This window comes from Variovorax stachyos (genome assembly GCF_051400855.1).
In the GTDB taxonomy this organism is placed as follows: domain Bacteria; phylum Pseudomonadota; class Gammaproteobacteria; order Burkholderiales; family Burkholderiaceae_C; genus Variovorax.
Map to the genome: position 1 here is coordinate 193,062 of NZ_JBLFFN010000004.1, position 17,831 is coordinate 210,892.

The following is a 17,831-nucleotide window of genomic DNA, read 5'->3' on the forward strand; positions in this document are numbered from 1 at the left end:
GCAGCGCATGCGAATCCTTGAGCTCAAGCGGAGACTGCGGGACGCCGGAGCAGGCCCCCTCCACGAGCACCGGATCCTGCGGCTGTGGTCCCATGCGCTGCCGCGCGACAGCGGCAAGCGGCTGCCGGCGAGCTTCTTCCCTTCTTCGCTGCTGGCGGCGCTGCCGGCCATCGAGGCCGAACTGGCGGCGCTGGCGCGCATCCACGCCGTCCATCCCGGCGCCGATGGTTCGGAGCGGCTGCTGGTCGCCCTCGCGGACGGCCAGACCGTGGAAAGCGTGCTGCTTCCGCGCGCCGGCTTGTGCGTGTCGTCGCAAGTCGGGTGCGCGGTCGGATGCCGGTTCTGCATGACAGGCCGCGACGGCTTGCTGCGCCAGCTGGGGAGCGCCGAAATCGTTGCCCAGGTCGCCCTCGCGCGCCGGCGCAGGCCGGTGCGCAAGGTGGTGTTCATGGGCATGGGCGAACCGGCGCACAACCTGGACAACGTGATGGAGGCCATCGACCTGCTCGGCACGGCCGGCGACATCGGCCACAAGAACCTGGTGTTCTCCACGGTGGGCGATGCACGTGTCTTCGAGAGACTTCTCCAGGGACGCGTGAGGCCGGCGCTGGCACTCTCGTTGCACACGACCCGGGCCGATCTGCGCAGGAAGCTGCTTCCGCGCGCGCCGGCCATGACGCCCGATGAACTGGTCGCCGCGGGCGAACGCTACGCCCGGGCCACCGGCTACCCGATCCAGTACCAGTGGACGCTGCTGGAAGGCGTCAACGACGGGCAAGAGGAGGTCGAAGGCATCGTCCGGCTGCTCTCCGGCAAGTACGCCTTGCTGAACCTGATCCCCTTCAACGCGGTGGATGGCGTGGACTTCGGTCGCCCCTCGTGGGAGCGCTGCAAGGAGATGGCGCGCACGCTGCACCAGCGCGGCATCCTGACCAAGCTGCGCTATTCAGCGGGCCAGGATGTCGACGCGGGGTGCGGTCAGCTCAGGGCGCGCATCGTCATGCCACCCGCGGCAAGCGCGCCAGCAGCTTGTCGAGCGTGATCGGGTAGTCGCGCACCCTGACGCCGCTCGCGTTGTAGACGGCGTTGGCCACCGCGGCGCCGACGCCGCAGATGCCGAGCTCGGCGACGCCCTTGGCCTTCATCGGTGAAGAGATCGGGTCCGCTTCGTCCAGGAAGATCACCTCCTGGTGAGGGATGTCGGCGTGTACCGGCACCTCGTAGCTTGCCAGGTCGTGGTTGACGAAGAAGCCGCGGCGCTTGTCGAGCGCGAGGTCCTCCATCAGCGCGGCGCCGGCGCCCATCGTCATCGCGCCGATCACCTGGCTGCGCGCGCTCTTCGGGTTCAGGATGCGCCCGCACGCGCAGACGGCGAGCATGCGCCGGATCCGGATCTCGCCCGTGTCGGCATCGACACCGACTTCCACGAAGTGCGCGCCGAAGGTCGACTGCTGGTACTTCTTGTCGAGGTCGCCGTATTCGATCGCGTCCTCTGCCACCATGCCGTTCGGCCCGGCGGCCTCGGCGAGCGGGACCGCACGTTCGCCGGCGCGCACCAGGCCGTCCGTGAACTCCACATTGGCCGAGGTGATGCCGAGCTTCTGCACGATGGCCTCGCGCAGCTTCATGCAGGCCGCGTAGACGCCCGAGGTCGAGTTGTTCGCGCCCCACTGCCCGCCGGAGCCGGCCGACACGGGGAACGCCGAGTCGCCCAGCCGCACGAGCACCCGCTGCAGCGGGACGCCCATCGTCTCCGCGGCGGTCTGCGCGATGATCGTGTACGAGCCGGTGCCGATGTCCGTCATGTCGGTCTCTACCGTCAGCATGCCCCGGTTGTCCAGTCGCACGCGTGCGCCCGACTTCGTCAGCAGGTTGTTGCGAAAAGCCGCGGCGACACCCATGCCGACCAGCCATCGCCCCTCGCGCACCTGGGCCGGCTGGCCGTTGCGGCGGCTCCAGCCGAAGCGCTCCGCGCCTGTCCGCAGGCACTGGATCAACTGGCGCTGCGAGTAGGGGCGTTCCGGCTTCTCGGGGTCGACCTGCGTGTCGTTGAGGACGCGGAACTCGATCGGATCGAGACCGAGCTTCTCCGCCATCTCGTCCATCGCGATCTCCAGCGCCATCATGCCCGGGGCCTCGCCCGGCGCGCGCATCGCATTGCCTTCGGGCAGGTCGAGCACCGCCAGCCGCGTGGTCGTCAGGCGGTTCGCGCCGGCGTACAGCAGGCGGGTCTGGTTGACGGCGGTCTCGGCCTGGCCGTCGGGCAGGTCGCCGGACCAGCCCTCGTGGGCGATGGCGGTGATCCTGCCGTCGCGCCCGGCGCCGATGCGGATGCGCTGGATCGTGGCCGGCCGATGCGTGGTGTTGTTCATCATCAACGGCCGCTGCAGCGCCACCTTGACCGGCCGCCGTGCCGCCCGCGCGCCCAGCGCGGCGAGCACCGCATCCGCGCGCACGAACAGCTTGCCGCCGAAGCCGCCGCCGATGAAGGGCGAGACCAGCCGGACGTTGGCCTTGGGAATGCCGAGCGTTTTTGCAACGTCGCCGACGCCCCAGTCGATCATCTGGTTCGAGGTCCAGACCGTGAGCTTGTCGCCCCTCCAGGCCGCGATCGAGGCGTGCGGCTCCATCATCGCGTGCGACTCGTCGGGCGTGGTGTAAGTGGCGTCGATCTGTACCGGCGCCGCGGCGAAGGCAGTGGCGAAATCGCCCACCTTCGTCTCCGGCGGACCGGTGAACTCCGTCGGCTTGGGCATCTGGGCCGACTCCTTCTGTGTCGTCAGGTCGAAGCGGCCTTCCGAGCGCGTGTACTCGATGCGCACCAGCTGCGCCGCGGCACGCGCCTGCTCGAAGGTCCTCGCGACGACCAGCGCCACCGCCTGGTGGTAGTGGTCGATCTCGGGCCCGCCCAGCAGCTTCGCGGTATTGAAGTTGCCCTTGCCGAGCTTGCCGGCGTTGTCCGCAGTGACGATGGCCAGCACGCCGGGCGCCGCGCGCGCTGCGCGCAGGTCCATCGAGGCGATGCGGCCCTTCGCGATGCCAGCCCCGACGATGTAGCCATACGCGGCGTCGGGCGCGACGTCATGGCGCTCGTACGCGTAGGGCGCCATGCCGGTGGTCTTGAGCGGGCCGTCGATCCGGTCCGTCGGCTTGCCGATCACCTTGAGCTGGTCGATCGGGTTGGTGGTGGCGGGGGTGTCGAACTTCATGGCTCAGGCCCTCGCTTGTGCCAGCACAGCGGCGATCGTGCGCTCCGCCAGCGGCAGCTTGAATGCGTTGTCATGCGTCGGCTGGGCGCCGGCCAGTAGCCGGCTGGCCACCGCCTCGGCGCCTTGCGGCAGCGCGGCTTCGGCCGCCTCGTCGCGCCACGGCTTGTGCGCCACGCCGCCGAGCGCGACCCTGCCTGCGCCGTTGCGCTGCACGATCGCGGCCACCGAGACGAGCGCGAAGGCGTAGGACGCGCGATCGCGCACCTTGCGGTACAGCTGGGTTCCGCCCACCGGCCGCGGCAGCGTGACCGCGGTGATCAGCTCGCCGCGCTCCAGCGTCGTTTCGATGTGCGGGGTGTCGCCCGGCAGGCGGTGGAAATCGGCGATCGGGATGACGCGCGGGCGGCCATCGGGCCGCACCGTCTCTACCGTTGCATCGAGCACGCGCATCGCCACCGCCATGTCGCTCGGGTGGGTGGCAATGCAGGCGTGGCTGCTTCCGACCACGGCGAGTTGGCGGCTCACGCCGCCGATCGCACTGCAGCCGCTGCCCGGCTGGCGCTTGTTGCAGGGCTGGTCGGTGTCGTAGAAGTAGGGGCAGCGCGTGCGCTGCAGCAGGTTGCCGGCCGTCGTCGCCTTGTTGCGCAGTTGCCCCGTGGCCCCGGCCAGCAGCGCCCGCGAGAGCACGCCGTAGTCGCGCCGCACGCGCTCGTCGGCGGCCAACGCGGTGTTGCGCACCAGCGCGCCGATGCGAAGCCCGCCTTCGGGCGTGGGCTCGATCTTGTCCAGCGCGAGGCCGTTCACGTCGACCAGGTGCGTCGGCGCCTCGATCTGCAGCTTCATCAGGTCGAGCAGGTTGGTGCCGCCGGCAATGAATTTCGCGGACGGGTCGCGGGCCACGGCCGCGGCGGCTTGCGCCGGCGATTTCGCGCGCTCGTAGGTGAAGGGCTTCATGTCCTGACTCCCGCCACTTCGGACATCGCATCGACGATGTTCGAATAGGCACCGCAGCGGCAGATGTTGCCGCTCATGCGCTCCCGCAGTTCCTCGGCCGAGAGCAGCGGCCGCGCCGTGAGGTCCGCGCTGACGTGGCTGGGAATGCCCTGGCGGATCTCGTCGAGCACGCCGACCGCCGAGCAGATCTGCCCCGGCGTGCAGTACCCGCACTGGTAGCCGTCGTGCTTGACGAAGGCGGCCTGCATCGGATGCAGGCTCCTCGGCGTGCCGAGGCCTTCGATGGTCGTGACCTTGCTGCCGTCGTGCATCACGACGAGCGTCAGGCATGAGTTGATCCGCACGCCGTCCACCAGAACGGTGCACGCGCCGCACTGTCCGTGGTCGCAGCCCTTCTTGGTGCCGGTGAGGTGCAGGTGCTCGCGCAAGGCATCGAGCAGGGTGGTCCGCGTGTCGAGATCGAGGGTGCGGCGCGTGCCGTTCACCTCGAGGGACACCTTGGCGGCTGGCACCGTGCCGCCGCTGGTGGCGGGCGCTGCGGTGGCATCGGGTGAAACGGCGGTCGTGGCGGCCGTGGCAGCCCCCACGATCAACAGGTCACGCCGGGAGATGGTCAGGTCGCTGGGACTGTCCATTTGTTCGATCCTCGTGGATGACGCGGCGCGAAATCCTGCGGCCGCTAAGGCTCGTCGCCGGCCCCGGCGATAAGGCTCGCGAGGATGACGGCGTCGGCCCAGGGCGCCATGTAGGCCGCAGGCTCACGCGCGAGTAGTCGCGGCGACATGCGTCGCGACCGCCTTGGCAAGCGACCGGCCTGTCTCGGTGCTGGAACGCCTGCAACCCCATGGCGATCAGCTTTCGAAACCCCCCAGGGGCCGCGCTCGGCGCAACGCGGAAGGGGCGTCGCAGCTACTCGACGACGACCTTGCCGTCCTTGACGAGCTGCGCGAACTTCGCCGTCTCTTCGCGGATCCGGGTAGCCATCTCGGCGGAACTGTCGCCGATCGGGTCCGCACCGATGGCCTGCATGCGCTCGCCGAAGTCCGGCGACTTGATGATCTTCACCATCTCGCGGTTCAGCTTCGCGACGATGTCCTTCGGGGTGTTCGCCGGCGCGAGCACGCCGAACCAGGTCCCGATGTCGAATCCCTTCAGCCCGGCCTGCTCGAGCGTCGGAACATCGGGCAGCGCGGCGGAGCGCTTTGCCGTGGTCACCGCAAGTGCACGCAGCTTTCCGCCCTTGATGTGCTGAAGGACCGGCGTGATGGTGTCGAAGGACATCGCCACCTGGCCGCCGAGAAGGTCGGTGGTGAGGGGCCCGCTGCCCTTGTAGGGCACGTGCAGCAGGGTCGTGCCGGTGCTGGCCTGGAACTGCGTGCCGATCAGGTGCTGCGCGGTGCCGTTGCCGTTCGATCCGTAGGCCAGGGGCGCCGGCGACGTCTTGGCGAATGCGACCAGCTCGGCGACGGTCCTGGCTGGCGTGAGGGCGGCATTGACCACCAGGACGTTGGGAACCATCGCCACCGTGGTGATCGGCGCGAGGTCCTTCTGGAAGTCGTAGGGAAGCTTCTTGTAGACGCTGGTGGCGATCGTGTGGTGCACCGCACCCATCAACAGCGTATGGCCGTCGGGCTTGGCCTTTGCGACGTAGTCGGCGCCCAGCGTGGCGCCCGCGCCCGGCTTGCTTTCGACCACCACGGGCTGGCCCAGGCTCTTGGACAGCGCGTCGGCGAGCGCCCGGGCCAGTACATCGGTCGTGCCACCCGCGGGAAAGGGCACGATCAGGCTGATCGGCTTGGTCGGCCATGCCTCCTGGGCACCGGCCCATGGGGCCAGAGAAAGGCCGAGCGCAGCCATGGCGGCACCCGCGAGGCTACGGCGGTTGAGCGGGAATCGTCGGGTCATTTCTTGTCTCCAGGTTGACGGTCTTCGCCGTTCGTTCGGCCTTGTCGCGAGATCAGCGCTTCAGGCGGCCTGTCGCTGCTGACCGGCTGATGCGAGGCGCGCGCACACGGCCTGCGTGACCTGCGATGTGGTCGCCGTGCCGCCCAGGTCGCGGGTGTGGAGCGAAGGGTCGGCCGTGACGGCTTCGATGGCCTTCATGACGCGCTGGGCTGCCTCCGCTTCGCCCAGGTGCTCCAGCAGCATCACGACCGACCAGAAGGTGCCGATCGGGTTCGCCAGGCCCTGGCCCATGATGTCGAATGCCGACCCGTGGATCGGCTCGAACATGGACGGATAGCGGCGCTCGGGATCGATGTTGCCCGTCGGCGCGATGCCCAGGCTTCCTGCGAGCGCGGCGGCAAGGTCGCTCAGGATGTCGGCATGGAGGTTGGTGGCGACTATCGTGTCGAGCGTGGCCGGGCGGTTGATCATGCGCGCGGTCGATGCATCCACCAGCTCCTTGTCCCAGGTGACGTCCGGAAACTCCTTGGAGACCTGCAGCGCGATCTCGTCCCACATCACCATGGCGTGCCGCTGGGCATTGCTCTTGGTGATGACGGTCAGCAGCTTGCGGGGGCGCGACTGGGCGAGCTTGAACGCGAAGCGCATGATGCGCTCGACGCCCGCCCGGGTCATCATCGAGACATCGGTGGCAGCCTCGATCGGATGGCCTTGATGAACGCGGCCGCCGACACCCGCATATTCGCCCTCCGAGTTCTCGCGAACGATCACCCAGTCGAGGTCGCTCGGTCCGCAGCGCTTGAGCGGCCCATCGATGCCGGGCAGGATGCGCGTAGGGCGCACATTGGCGTACTGGTCGAAGCCCTGGCAGATCTTCAGGCGCAGGCCCCAGAGGGTGATGTGGTCGGGAATGTGCGGATCGCCCGCCGAGCCGAACAGGATGGCGTCCTTGCCGCGCAAGGCATCGAGGCCGTCGTCCGGCATCATCACCCCGTGCTGGCGGAAGTAGTCGCCGCCCCAGTCGAAGTTCTCGAACTCGAACTCGAAGCTGCTTGCCGAAGCGGCTGCATCCAGCACCTCCCGCCCGGCCGGCACGACTTCCTTGCCGATGCCGTCGCCTGGAATGGTTGCAATCCGGTACGTCTTCATTTGCGCTGTTCCTTGTCTGTTCGAGGCCGATTCTGGTGCTTGCCTCCGGGTGCGACGCGGCGGTAGATTCAATCCGCCATTAACCTGAAGTTAACAATCGAACGACCATGAACCAGGGCATCCAACCCTCTGAACTGGGCTTCTTCGTGCAGATCGCGCTCGGCGGAAGCCTGAGCGCCGCGGCGCGCAACCTGGGCGTCTCCACGGCGGCGGTCAGCAAGCGCCTGTCGCAGGTGGAGCAGCGGCTTCGCATGCCGCTGGTCAACCGGACCACGCGGCGGCTGAGCCTGACGCCGGAGGGCGAGGTGTTCCTGGAGCATGCGCGCCGGATCCTCGGCGAGCTCGATGACCTGGACCAGCTCCTGGCCAAGGGGAGGGCGTCACCCAAGGGCCTGCTGCGCGTGAATGCAACGCTGGGCTTCGGCCGCATGCACGTTGCGCCGGTCATCTCGCGCTACTGCCGCCTTTGCCCCGACGTCGAAGTCCAGCTGCAGTTGTCCGCCGACCCGCCGCCGCTCATCGAGGATGCCTTCGACGTCTGTGTCCGGTTCGGGGAGCCGCCGGACGCACGCGTGATCGCGAAGCGACTGGCGCCGAACCGGCGGCTGCTGTGCGCCTCACCGAAGTACCTGGCGCAGCGCGGGACTCCTGCGGTGCCCGGCGATCTGGCGCGGCACGACTGCATCGGCATTCGCCAAGGCAACGATGCCTACGGGGTCTGGCGCCTCGCAAGCGGGAAGGGACTTCGGGAGCACACCGAGGCCATCAAGGTCCGTGGCGCGCTGACCACCAACGACGGCGAGATCGCGGTGCGCTGGGCGCTCGATGGGCACGGCATCGTCATGCGCGCCGAGTGGGACATCGCGCGCTACCTGGCAAGCGGGCGCCTGGTGCAGGTTCTGCCGCAGTACCGGACGCCCAGCGCCGACATCTACGCCGTCTATGCGCAGCGTCATCAGCTGTCATCGCGCGTGCGGTCGTTCGTCGACTGCCTGTCGGAGGCATTCGCGCGGCTGGGTCCCGGCGCAGGCAGCCCGTAGCGGGCTCTTCTCCGAGACGGCGTCCTGCGTTCCCGCCGTTCAACTTTCCGCAAGAAAACCCGGCAGCAGCCTGGCCGCAGCCTGCAGAAGCTCGAACTCGACATCGGAGAGCGGTAGAGGTGTCATGTCGAAATGGCTCAGCGTGCCCCACAGGTCACCGGCGGCGGTTGTCAGCGGAACGCTGTGATACGACACGACCACCCCGCGGTAAGGGTGATTCCTGAGCCTCGGATCGGCGGCCGAGTCGTCCGTGCGGAACGAACCATCCCGCAGAACGAACTGGCAGAAGCTCTGGTCGAAGGGCACCGCCACCAGGAACTCGGGCCGCATCTCGCCTGCCTTGTCGTGCAGCAGGACGTTGCGCAGCATGGGCCCTGCGAAGCGGTAGACCGCGCTGTAGCGGTGCGGGACGCCTTCGTTCAGGTATGCAAGCGCCGCCTCCGGCCCTTCGGCATGCAGGACTGCCGAGAACGTCTCGAGGTTGCGGGGCAACGCCATGCCTTCATTCTTCGCCTCGGGCGAGAAGGCGAACATGGATACATACCCGAACCTCGGGGGAGCCAACGGTACGCGAGTGAGCCGCCGGGCACCCGTGCTGAACCCGCATGGTTAACATGAAGGCCGCATTTCGGAGAGCTGCCCATGGCCTTGTCCACGACCCTCGCAATTCCCACCGGCGGCCGACTCCCCGTGCTCGGCCTGGGCACCTGGCGCTTCGGCGAGGACCCTGCCGAGCGGCGCGCCGAAGTCGCCGCGGTGCGCTCCGCCATCGCGATGGGCTACCGCCTCATCGACACGGCCGAGATGTACGGCGAGGGCGGTGCCGAAGAAGTGGTGGGCCAGGCCATCGCCGAGGCGCTGCGCGCCGGCGACGTGACGCGTGAGCAGCTCTTCGTCGTCAGCAAGGTCTATCCGCACAACGCCAGCCGCAAGGGCACGCCGGCCGCCTGCGCGCGCAGCCTGGCGCGGCTCGGGCTGGATCGCATCGACCTCTACCTGCTGCACTGGCGGGGCGAGCATCCGCTCTCCGAGACCTGCGAGGCGATGCGCAAGCTGGTGGCCGACGGCCGCATTGCGCATTGGGGCGTCAGCAACTTCGACACCGATGACATGGAGGAGCTGGCCTCGGTCTGCGGGGAGTCGCTCGACTGCGCGGCGAACCAGGTCTACTACTCGATGAGCGAGCGCGGGCCGGAGTTCAGCCTGCTGCCGTGGCAGCGCCAGCGCGGCATGCCGATGATGGCCTACAGCCCGATCGACCAGGGCGCATTGGCCGGTGATGCGGCACTCCAGAAGATGGCCCGGCGCCTGGGCGTGACCGCGGCGCAGCTCGCACTCGCCTGGGTGATCGCGCAGCCCGGCGTGGCCGCCATCCCGAAGGCCGCGCGCGAAGCGCATCTGCGCGAGAACCTGGCTGCCGCTGACCTGCAGCTGAGCGCGGACGACCTCGCGGAGATCGACCGCCTGCATCCGCCCCCGCGGCGCAAGAAGCCGCTGGCGATGATCTGACGAAGGCCGTGCGCGGCGTCGGCGCCCGTTGCGCGCGGCTCGCCAGCCCCTCGCACTCGCGTTCCCTCAATGCGCCTCGGCCTGTTTGGCCGCGGCAATCACCGCACCCTCGTCGTGCTTCGCGCCGTTGAGGAACAGGTTCAGCAGCACTGCCGAAATCGACGCCAGGAGAATGCCGGACTCCACCAGCGAGTGGATCGCATGCGGCATCCATTGCTTGAAGTTGGGCGCGATCAGCGGAATCATGCCGATGCCGATCGACACGGCGACGATCATCGCGTTGTGGCGGTTGCCCTTGAAGTCCACGCCCGAGAGGATGCGGATGCCGGTGGCCGCGACCATGCCGAACATCACCAGGCCGGCGCCGCCCAGCACCACCGTGGGCAGCGACTCCACCAGCGCCGCCATCTTGGGCAGCAGGCCCAGCACGATCAGGATCACGCCGCCGGCCACGCAGACGAAGCGGCTCTTGATGCCGGTGACGGCCACCAGCCCGACGTTCTGCGAGAAGCTCGTGTACGGGAAGGTGTTGAACACGCCGCCGATCAGCGTGCCCAGGCCGTCGGTGCGCAGGCCGCGCGCCAGGTCCTTCTGGCCGATGTTGCGGCCGGTCATCTCGCCGAGTGCGAGGAACATGCCGGTGGACTCGATCATCACGACGATCATGATGAGCGTCATGGTGAGGATGAGGACGGGGTCGAACAGCGGCATGCCGAAGTGGAAGGGCAGCACGACGTCGACCCAGGCGGCCTTACCCACCTTCTCGAAGGTCATGAAGCCGAAGATCGTGGCAACGACGGCCCCGATCACGATGCCCAGCAGCACCGAGATGTTGGCGACGAAGCCCTTCGCGTACTTGACGATCACCAGGATCGACACGAGCACCAGCGCAGCGATGCCCAGGCCGCCCAGATCGGCGTACCTGGGGTTCGGGACCGAAGGCACGATGGCCAGGCCCTTGGGCATCGGCGGCACCGAGCTGCCGGGCGAGGTGACCTCGGCCAGCCACTTGGCGTACACCGGGTCGACCAGCGCCGGCGCCGTGGGGCCCACGGGGTTGCCGAAGATCCAGTTGATGCCCACGCGCATCAGGCTGATGCCGATGACCGCGATGATGGTGCCGGTCACCACCGGCGGAAAAAAGCGCAGCATGCGCGAGACCATCGGCGCGATGAGGATCGAGATCACGCCCGCGCCGATGATGGCGCCGAACAGCAGCTGCGCGCCGTTCTGGCCCGGGTTGGCGTTGGCGATGGCGACCATGGGCGCGACGGAGGCGAAGGTCACGCCCATCATCACCGGCAGCTTGATGCCGAACCATTGCGTGGCGCCCAGCGCCTGGATCAGCGTCGCGATGCCGCAGCAGAACAGGTCGGCCGAGATCAGCAGTGCGACGTCGTCGGGGCTGAGCTTGAGCGCGCGGCCGACGATCAGCGGAACGGCCACCGCGCCGGCGTACATCACGAGCACGTGCTGCAGGCCGAGGGCGGTGAGCTTGCCGGCGGGCAGGCGCTCGTCGACGGGGTGGACGGAGGAAGAGGAAGCGGTCATGCAGGAGGCTCCTGGCGCGGGATGGCGAAGGGGCGAGCCGGCTTGTGTGGATGGCTCACAGGTGTGTACGCCAAACTGTATACAAATTATGGATGCGACTGTATGGCGGAAAACCCGAGCCCCCTGGGGTGCGGTGCGCAGGCGTGCGGAATGCCTCGCGCCCGCCGATCTCGAGCATTCAGATCGACAGCGATCCCAGCCGCTCCACCACCATGTCGTGCAGCCCCTGTGCCGCAGCCGACAGGCTGCCTTCGCGCCGCTGCACAAGATAGATGCGCCGCGTGAGCTGCGGCAGCGGCAGTGGCCGGATCGCGATCGTCTCGCGCCTGAACTGGTAGAGCGTGAGCGTGGGCACCACGCTGATGCCGAGGCCCGCCTCGACCATGCCCATCACGGTGGCCAACTGCTCGACCTCCAGCACCGTGTTCATCGCCAGCGGATGCAGCGCGACCTCGAGCGCCTGACGCACGCTGCTGTTGCGCGTCATGTGGATGAAGGCGAAGGGCTGCAGCTTGCGCAGCGTGAGCCGGGGCTCGGTCGCCAGCGGATGGTCGGCGCGGCACACCAGGTGGAAGCGGTCGGTGCACAGCACGCGCATGCGCAGCTCCGCGCTGTCGGCGGCGCGGCTGCCGGCGGCGGCCAGGGCGAAGTCCGCCTGGCCCCCGCGCACCAGGTCGATGCAGGCGTCCGACAGCTGGTCGCTCAGCTGGAGCTCGATGCCGGGCCATTGCGTGTGAAAGTCCGAGAACAGCGTGGGCAGCCAGCCGGCGGCCAGCGAGGGCAGGGCGGCGACGTGCACGCGGCCCTTGCGCCGCTCCACATGGTCGCCGAGATCGCCGATCGCGCGCTCGATATCGGCCAGCAGCCGCCGCGCCGAAGCTTCGAACAGGCGGCCCTCGGGCGTGAGCTGCACGCTGCGCGTGTTGCGGTCGAACAGCCTTGCGCCCACTTCCTCCTCCAGCGCCCGGATCAGCGTGCTGAAGGCCGGCTGCGAGAGATGGCAGGCCTGCGCTGCGCGCGTGAAGTTGGGCAGGTCGACCAGCGCGACGAAGGCGCGCAGCTGGCGGGTGGAGAGCTCCGTGGCGGCCATGATTCGTGCGTTCCTCCATTGATCTGAAAATCGAATGAGCCGATCCGAAGTTTCGATTTTACGGATGACTGCGGAATGCCTACATTCGATCCCACAACATGAGACACGCATGAGTCCATCGCCTGCATCCTCCCTGCTGATCGGCTGTGCCGCGGGCTTTTCCGGCGACCGCACCGACGCCGCGGGCGCCGTGGTGGACACCCTCATCGCCCGACTCGCCGGCGGCCCCGCGGGCCAGCGGGCCTTCCTCATCTTCGAGACGCTGGCCGAGCGCACGCTGGCCCTGGCCCAGCTGCGCCGCCGTGCCGATCCCGAAGCGGGCTACGAGCCGCTGCTCGACGCCATGCTGCGCCCGGTGCTGGCGCGCTGCCTCGCCCACGGCATCCGCATCGTCAGCAACTTCGGCGCCGCCAACCCGCGCGCGGCGGCGCGCCGCATCGCCCACCTGGCCCGCGAGCTCGGAGCACCGGCACCGCGCGTCGCGGTGGTGGAGGGCGACGATCTCTCGGGCCCCTCGCATCGCGCCTTGTTGCGCGAGCAGCTCGGCGCAGAGATGGACGGGATGCGCGTGGTCAGCGCCAACGCCTACATCGGCGCGGAACCGATCGCGGCCGCGCTCGATGCCGGCGCGCAGATCGTGGTGTGCGGGCGCGTGGCCGATCCCTCGCTCACGGTCGGGCCTGCGATGTCGCATTTCGGCTGGCGCGCCGACGACTGGCAGCGCCTCGGGCGCGCCACGATGGCCGGCCATCTGCTCGAATGCGGCGCGCAGGTCTGCGGCGGCTACTTCGCGGACCCGGGCTACAAGGATGTGCCGGGACTGGATTCGATCGGCTTCCCGATCGCCGAGATCGACGCCGATGGCGGCTGCACGATCGGCAAGGCCGATGGCACCGGCGGCTTCGTGAGCGAGGCCACTGTGAAGGAGCAACTGCTCTACGAGGTGCACGACCCGGCCGCCTATCTCACGCCCGACGTGGTGGCCGACATCGGCGAGGCCGAGGTGCGCGCCGCCGGTGCGGATCGCGTCGTGCTGTCCGGCGTGCGCGGCCATCTGCGCCCGGCGCACTACAAGGTCAACGTCTGCTACGAGGGCGGCTGGCTGGCCGAAGGCGAAATCTCCTATGCCGGCCCGCGCGCCGAGGCCCGGGCCCGGCTCGCGGCCGACATCCTGCGCAGCCGTCTCGCAGGGCTGCAATTGCGCGTCGACCTGATCGGCGCCATCAGCATCCTGGCGGACGACGGCGGCCGCGCGATGGCCGCCGCGCCCGCGGGCGATGCGCGCGACGTGCGGCTGCGCGTGGCGGCGGTGCACGACGAGCGCGCGCAGGCCGAGCGGCTGACGCGCGAGGTGATGGCGCTCTACACCTGCGGTCCGGCCGGCGGCGGCGGCGTGCGCACCGCGCTCACGCCGCGCCTCAACATCCGCTCCTGCCTGCTACCGCGCGAACAGGTGCCGGTGCGCTTCGAGATGCTGATGGAGGTAGCCTTATGAGCCGCCCGGCCGCTCCGAAGGCTCATAGCAGCGCAGCCGAAGGCGAAGGTACTCCAGTGAGCCGCCCGGCCGCTCCGAAGGCTCATAGCACCGCAGCCGAAGGGACGCAGCCGCTGCATCGCGTTCCGCTGTTCCGCGCGGCCCACGGCCGCACCGGCGACAAGGGCGACCGCTCCAACATCAGCGTGATCGCCTGGCATCCGGAGCTCTATCCATTGCTCGTCGAGCAGATCACGCCCGAAGCCGTCGCAGAGCAGTTCCGCCACCGCGCGCCCAGCCGCGTGCAGCGCTTCCTGCTGCCGCGGCTCGGTGCCATGAACTTCGTGCTCGACGGCGTGCTGGACGGCGGCGTCAACGATGCGCTCAACCTCGATGCGCATGGCAAGGCGCTGTCCTTCCTGCTGCTGGACATGGGGCTCGATGTGCCGGATGCGCTGCTGCACCGGCTCATCGCGCCTTCCGAGGGCTGAGCGCCGCTGCCTTTCATTCCATCCAATCAACGACTACCCAGGAGACAACAAGCATGATCCGATTGCCATCCCTTCCACTGGTCCTCGCCGCGCTGCTGGCCGCAGGTGGCGCCGCGGCCCAGGGCTTCCCCGAGAAGCCCATCACCTTCGTCGTGCCCTTCGCGGCCGGCAGCGCCACCGACCAGATCGCGCGCGCGCTGGGCAATGGCATCACCGCAGAAACCAGGCAGCCGGTGGTGATCGACAACAAGGCCGGCGCCAGCGGCTTCATCGCCTCGCAGCAGGTCGCCAAGGCCGCGCCCGACGGCTACACGGTGTTGATCACCACGAACACCACGCACGCGGCCAACGAGCACCTGTTCAAGAAGCTGCCCTACGACCCGGTGAAGGACTTCGCGCCGGTCACTGCGCTGGGCAAGGGCGGCCAGATCATGGTGGTGCGGCCCGAGTTTCCGGCGAAGACGGTGGCCGAGTTCGTCGCGCTCGCGAAGAAGGAGCCGGGCAAGCACAGCTTCGGCAGCGGCAGCTCGTCGAGCCGCATGGCGGGCGAGCTGCTGCAGCAGCTGGCCGACATCAAGCTGCTGCATGTGCCCTACAAGAGCAACCCCCTGGCCGTGACGGATCTGCTCGGCGGGCAGATCGACATGATGATCACCGACACGGCCACCGGCCTGCCGCAGGTCAAGGCCGGCAAGCTGCGGGCGCTCGGCGTCTCCGGTGCCAAGCGCTCGCCGCTGGCGCCCGACGTGCCCACCATCGCCGAGGCCGGCGTGAAGGGTTACGAGATGGGCTACTGGTTCGCGGCCTACGCGCCGGCCAAGACGCCGCCGGCGGTGGTGAACCGCCTCAACGAGCTGCTGGTGAAGGCCGCCAAGAGCGATGCCGCCAAGGCTGCCTTCTACGAGCCGAGCGGCACCGAGGTGTTCACCACCACGCCTGAGGAGCTGGCGAAGTTCCAGACCGCCGAATCGCAGAAGTGGGGCCGCATCGTGAAGGCCGCGGGCATCGAGGCCGAATAAGCGGCGCGGGCCTTTCGCACGACAACCAGGAGACAAGCATGTACAAGACCCGGGAGGCGCGCCGCCGGCGCGCACTCTTCGCCGCCGCATGGGCGATTGCAACACTGAGCGCCTGCGGCGGAGGAGGAGGCGGGGGCTTCTCCGGATTCCTGCCGGTTGCGCCGGCACCGGCCCCGGCTCCCGCTCCGGCACCCGCGCCGGCCGCGCCGCAGATGAAGCTCACCATCAACGCTACCGCCGACTATCCCGGCAGCTTCGGCAACGTCGGCGCCTACGAGCAGCTCACCGGCACGATCAGCGGCGAACTCGACCCGAAGGACCCGAAGAACGCGATCATCCAGGACCTGGAGCTCGCGCCGGTCAACGCGCGCGGCATGGTCGAGTACAGCGCCGATTTCATGATGCTCAAGCCCAAGGACATGGGCAAGGCCAACGGCGTGCTGCGCTACGACGCACCCAACCGCGGCAACATCCTGACGGCGCCCAACCTCGCGGCGAACCCGAGCGACGCGGAATACTTCGAGCGCGGCTATGTGTGGATGTTCTCGGCCTGGCAGGGCGATGTGCCCAAGAGCACGCCGCAGCGGCTGACCGTGACGGTGCCGGTGGCGAAGAACAAGGACGGCTCCTCGATCACCGGGCCCTATGCGACCGAGCTGATCGCCTCCACGCCCACGCCCTCGATCGCGCTGCCCGGAGGCGTATTCAACGGCAGCATGATCCCCTACGCGCCGGCGAGCATGGACAACACGCAGCCCGGCTACCTGCTGACGTGGCGGGTGAACGAGACCGATCCCCGCATCGCCATTCCGCCCTCGGAATGGAAGTTCGCCAACTGCGGCGCCGCCGCGAATATCTTTCCTGGCACTCCCGACCCGGTGCGGGTGTGCCTGAAGGGCGGCTTCCAGCCCAACCAGCTCTACGAGCTGCAGTACGTGGCCAAGGACCCGAAGGTGATGGGCGTCGGCCTCGCGGCGCTGCGCGACACCATCAGCTTCTTCCGCTCGGCCGCGGCCGATGCGTCCGGCACGCCGAACCCGCTCGCCGGCAGGATCGCCCACACGATCGGGCAGGGCACCTCGCAGTCGGGCAATGCGATGAAGACCTTCCTGCACCTGGGCTTCAACCAGCGGCTCGATGGCGGCAAGGTGTTCGACGGCATCTACGCGCACGTGGCCGCGCGCCAGACCAATATCAACACGCGCTTTGCGGTGCCTGGCGGTGGCGGCGGGCTGCGTACCGACCACCGCGCCTTCGGCCAGACCGCGCCACGCGGCCTGGCAGCCGATTACGTCGATGCCGTGTCGGGCCGCAGCGGCGGCGTGATGAAGCGCTGCACCGCGACTGCCACCTGCCCCAAGTTCTTCCTCGGCCTCTCGGGCACCGAGTTCTGGCAACTGCAGGGCTCGCCGGTGCTCACCGATGCCAACGGCTTCGCCGACCTGGCGCAGCCGGACAACGCGCGCATCTACTACTACGGGAGCACGCAGCACGGCGGCGGCACCGGCGGGCTGTCGACGGGCATCAACTTCAACCCGACGGCCGCGGTCTATCCCGTCGGCTCGATGGTGGACTTCGCCGACACCTTCCGCGCGCTCTTCATCGACCTGGAGGACTGGGTGGTGAAGAACACCGCGCCGCCCGACAGCCAGGTCCCCAAGATCGCCGACGGCACGCTGGTGCGCCCAAGCCAGCTGGTGTTCCCGACCATCGCGGGCCTGAGCTGGCCTCCGGCCGGTGCTACGCCGGCAGCGATTCCGCCCTTCAACTACCTGGCACGCTACAACGGCTTCCCGCTGCTCGACTACGGCCCGCAGTACCGGCCCGAGGACGAGTCCGGCATCCCGACGATCGTGCCGCCTTCCTACATGGGCAAGGACTACGCGATCCTGGTGCCGCAGGTCGATCCGGGCACCGGCCTGGCGAAGGCCGGCATCCGCGCCGTGGACGTGCAGGCACCCCTGGGCACCAGCCTCGAGTTCAACTACGTGGCGACTCCCGGCATCGTCGACCTCGTCAATCTGTCGGGCAGCTTCCTGCCCTTCCACAAGACCGAGGCCGCGCGCATCGCTGCGGGTGATACGCGGCCATCGATCGAGTCGCTGTACGGCACGCACGCTGGGTATGTGTCAGCCGTGACGAACGCGGCGAACAGCCTGGTGGCGCAACGCTTCATGCTGCCGAGGGACGCGGACCGGCGCATCCAGCGGGCGCAGGCCAACCCGGTTTTGCCTTGAGACCCTGGCCCCGAACCATGTTTCTCCGGGGCTCCGATTGTGTTTGCTTGTAAAAGGTTGCGAGTACTAAAGTTCGCGAAACATCGCGCATTCGCAGGGGTGTGAGGCGATTGCGTCGCTCGGAGTCCACGAATGCCCGTTTGGCGGGCATTCCGTCGGAACGCCCGTGGGGCCTCGCACGGATGAGTTGCTCTCTGGGTTTT

Annotated in this window: 15 protein-coding genes; 7 read left to right on the plus strand and 8 right to left on the minus strand. The window is 68.8% G+C overall.

Annotation, left to right across the window (positions count from 1 at the left end; translation table 11 throughout):
- Positions 1-7: 7 nt before the first annotated feature.
- Positions 8-1,042, plus strand: a complete 1,035-nt coding sequence (locus ACMGEZ_RS09090; protein WP_436821936.1) for an RNA methyltransferase — start codon at positions 8-10, stop codon at positions 1,040-1,042.
- On the opposite strand, the gene paoC is transcribed toward ACMGEZ_RS09090, so the two are convergent.
- The 5 genes from paoC to ACMGEZ_RS09115 all read right to left on the minus strand — a co-directional run bounded on the left by paoC (position 999) and on the right by ACMGEZ_RS09115 (position 7,217).
- The gene (gene paoC, locus ACMGEZ_RS09095) at positions 999-3,209 is read right to left on the minus strand and encodes an aldehyde oxidoreductase molybdenum-binding subunit PaoC (protein WP_436821937.1); all 2,211 of its coding nucleotides are present in this window, start codon (positions 3,207-3,209) and stop codon (positions 999-1,001) included. The genes ACMGEZ_RS09090 and paoC overlap by 44 nt on opposite strands.
- A 3-nt stretch (positions 3,210-3,212) precedes the next feature.
- The gene (locus ACMGEZ_RS09100) at positions 3,213-4,163 is read right to left on the minus strand and encodes an FAD binding domain-containing protein (protein WP_436821938.1); all 951 of its coding nucleotides are present in this window, start codon (positions 4,161-4,163) and stop codon (positions 3,213-3,215) included.
- The gene (paoA, locus tag ACMGEZ_RS09105) at positions 4,160-4,798 is read right to left on the minus strand and encodes an aldehyde dehydrogenase iron-sulfur subunit PaoA (RefSeq protein ID WP_436821939.1); all 639 of its coding nucleotides are present in this window, start codon (positions 4,796-4,798) and stop codon (positions 4,160-4,162) included. Before paoA ends, ACMGEZ_RS09100 begins: the two co-directional genes overlap by 4 nt.
- A 274-nt stretch (positions 4,799-5,072) precedes the next feature.
- Positions 5,073-6,068 (minus strand): Bug family tripartite tricarboxylate transporter substrate binding protein, encoded by a 996-nt coding sequence (locus ACMGEZ_RS09110; protein ID WP_436821940.1) that lies wholly within the window; start codon positions 6,066-6,068, stop codon positions 5,073-5,075.
- Between the two features lie 60 nt (positions 6,069-6,128).
- Entirely contained in the window at positions 6,129-7,217 is a 1,089-nt protein-coding gene (locus ACMGEZ_RS09115) for a tartrate dehydrogenase (RefSeq protein WP_436821941.1), read from the minus strand.
- Positions 7,218-7,324: 107 nt separating this feature from the next.
- On the opposite strand from ACMGEZ_RS09115, the gene ACMGEZ_RS09120 reads away from it, so the two are divergent.
- Entirely contained in the window at positions 7,325-8,257 is a 933-nt protein-coding gene (locus ACMGEZ_RS09120; protein WP_436821942.1) for a LysR family transcriptional regulator, read from the plus strand.
- 39 nt (positions 8,258-8,296) lie between these two features.
- Here ACMGEZ_RS09120 and ACMGEZ_RS09125 read toward each other — a convergent pair whose 3' ends face one another.
- Complete coding sequence (locus ACMGEZ_RS09125; protein WP_436821943.1) at positions 8,297-8,791, minus strand: GAF domain-containing protein; 495 nt, start codon at positions 8,789-8,791, stop codon at positions 8,297-8,299.
- A gap of 108 nt (positions 8,792-8,899) precedes the next feature.
- Between ACMGEZ_RS09125 and ACMGEZ_RS09130 the strand changes: the two genes are divergently transcribed.
- Positions 8,900-9,766: an aldo/keto reductase gene (locus ACMGEZ_RS09130; RefSeq protein ID WP_436821944.1), complete on the plus strand. Its 867-nt coding sequence runs from the start codon at positions 8,900-8,902 to the stop codon at positions 9,764-9,766.
- Positions 9,767-9,832: 66 nt separating this feature from the next.
- Here ACMGEZ_RS09130 and ACMGEZ_RS09135 read toward each other — a convergent pair whose 3' ends face one another.
- Positions 9,833-11,317 carry a nucleobase:cation symporter-2 family protein gene (locus ACMGEZ_RS09135; RefSeq protein ID WP_436821945.1) on the minus strand — a complete coding sequence of 495 codons (1,485 nt, stop codon included), beginning with the start codon at positions 11,315-11,317 and terminating at the stop codon, positions 9,833-9,835.
- A gap of 178 nt (positions 11,318-11,495) precedes the next feature.
- Entirely contained in the window at positions 11,496-12,407 is a 912-nt protein-coding gene (locus ACMGEZ_RS09140; RefSeq protein WP_436821946.1) for a LysR family transcriptional regulator, read from the minus strand.
- A gap of 109 nt (positions 12,408-12,516) precedes the next feature.
- Between ACMGEZ_RS09140 and ACMGEZ_RS09145 the strand changes: the two genes are divergently transcribed.
- The 4 genes from ACMGEZ_RS09145 (at position 12,517) to ACMGEZ_RS09160 (ending at position 17,628) form a co-directional block, all read left to right on the plus strand.
- Positions 12,517-13,902, plus strand: coding sequence for an acyclic terpene utilization AtuA family protein (locus ACMGEZ_RS09145; RefSeq protein ID WP_436821947.1), 1,386 nt, complete (start codon positions 12,517-12,519; stop codon positions 13,900-13,902).
- Positions 13,903-14,015: 113 nt separating this feature from the next.
- Entirely contained in the window at positions 14,016-14,372 is a 357-nt protein-coding gene (locus ACMGEZ_RS09150) for an AtuA-related protein (RefSeq protein WP_436822187.1), read from the plus strand.
- A 53-nt stretch (positions 14,373-14,425) separates the two neighbouring features.
- Positions 14,426-15,391 carry a Bug family tripartite tricarboxylate transporter substrate binding protein gene (locus ACMGEZ_RS09155; RefSeq protein WP_436821948.1) on the plus strand — a complete coding sequence of 322 codons (966 nt, stop codon included), beginning with the start codon at positions 14,426-14,428 and terminating at the stop codon, positions 15,389-15,391.
- Positions 15,392-15,429: 38 nt separating this feature from the next.
- The gene (locus tag ACMGEZ_RS09160; protein WP_436821949.1) at positions 15,430-17,628 is read left to right on the plus strand and encodes an alpha/beta hydrolase domain-containing protein; all 2,199 of its coding nucleotides are present in this window, start codon (positions 15,430-15,432) and stop codon (positions 17,626-17,628) included.
- Positions 17,629-17,831 lie beyond the last annotated feature (203 nt).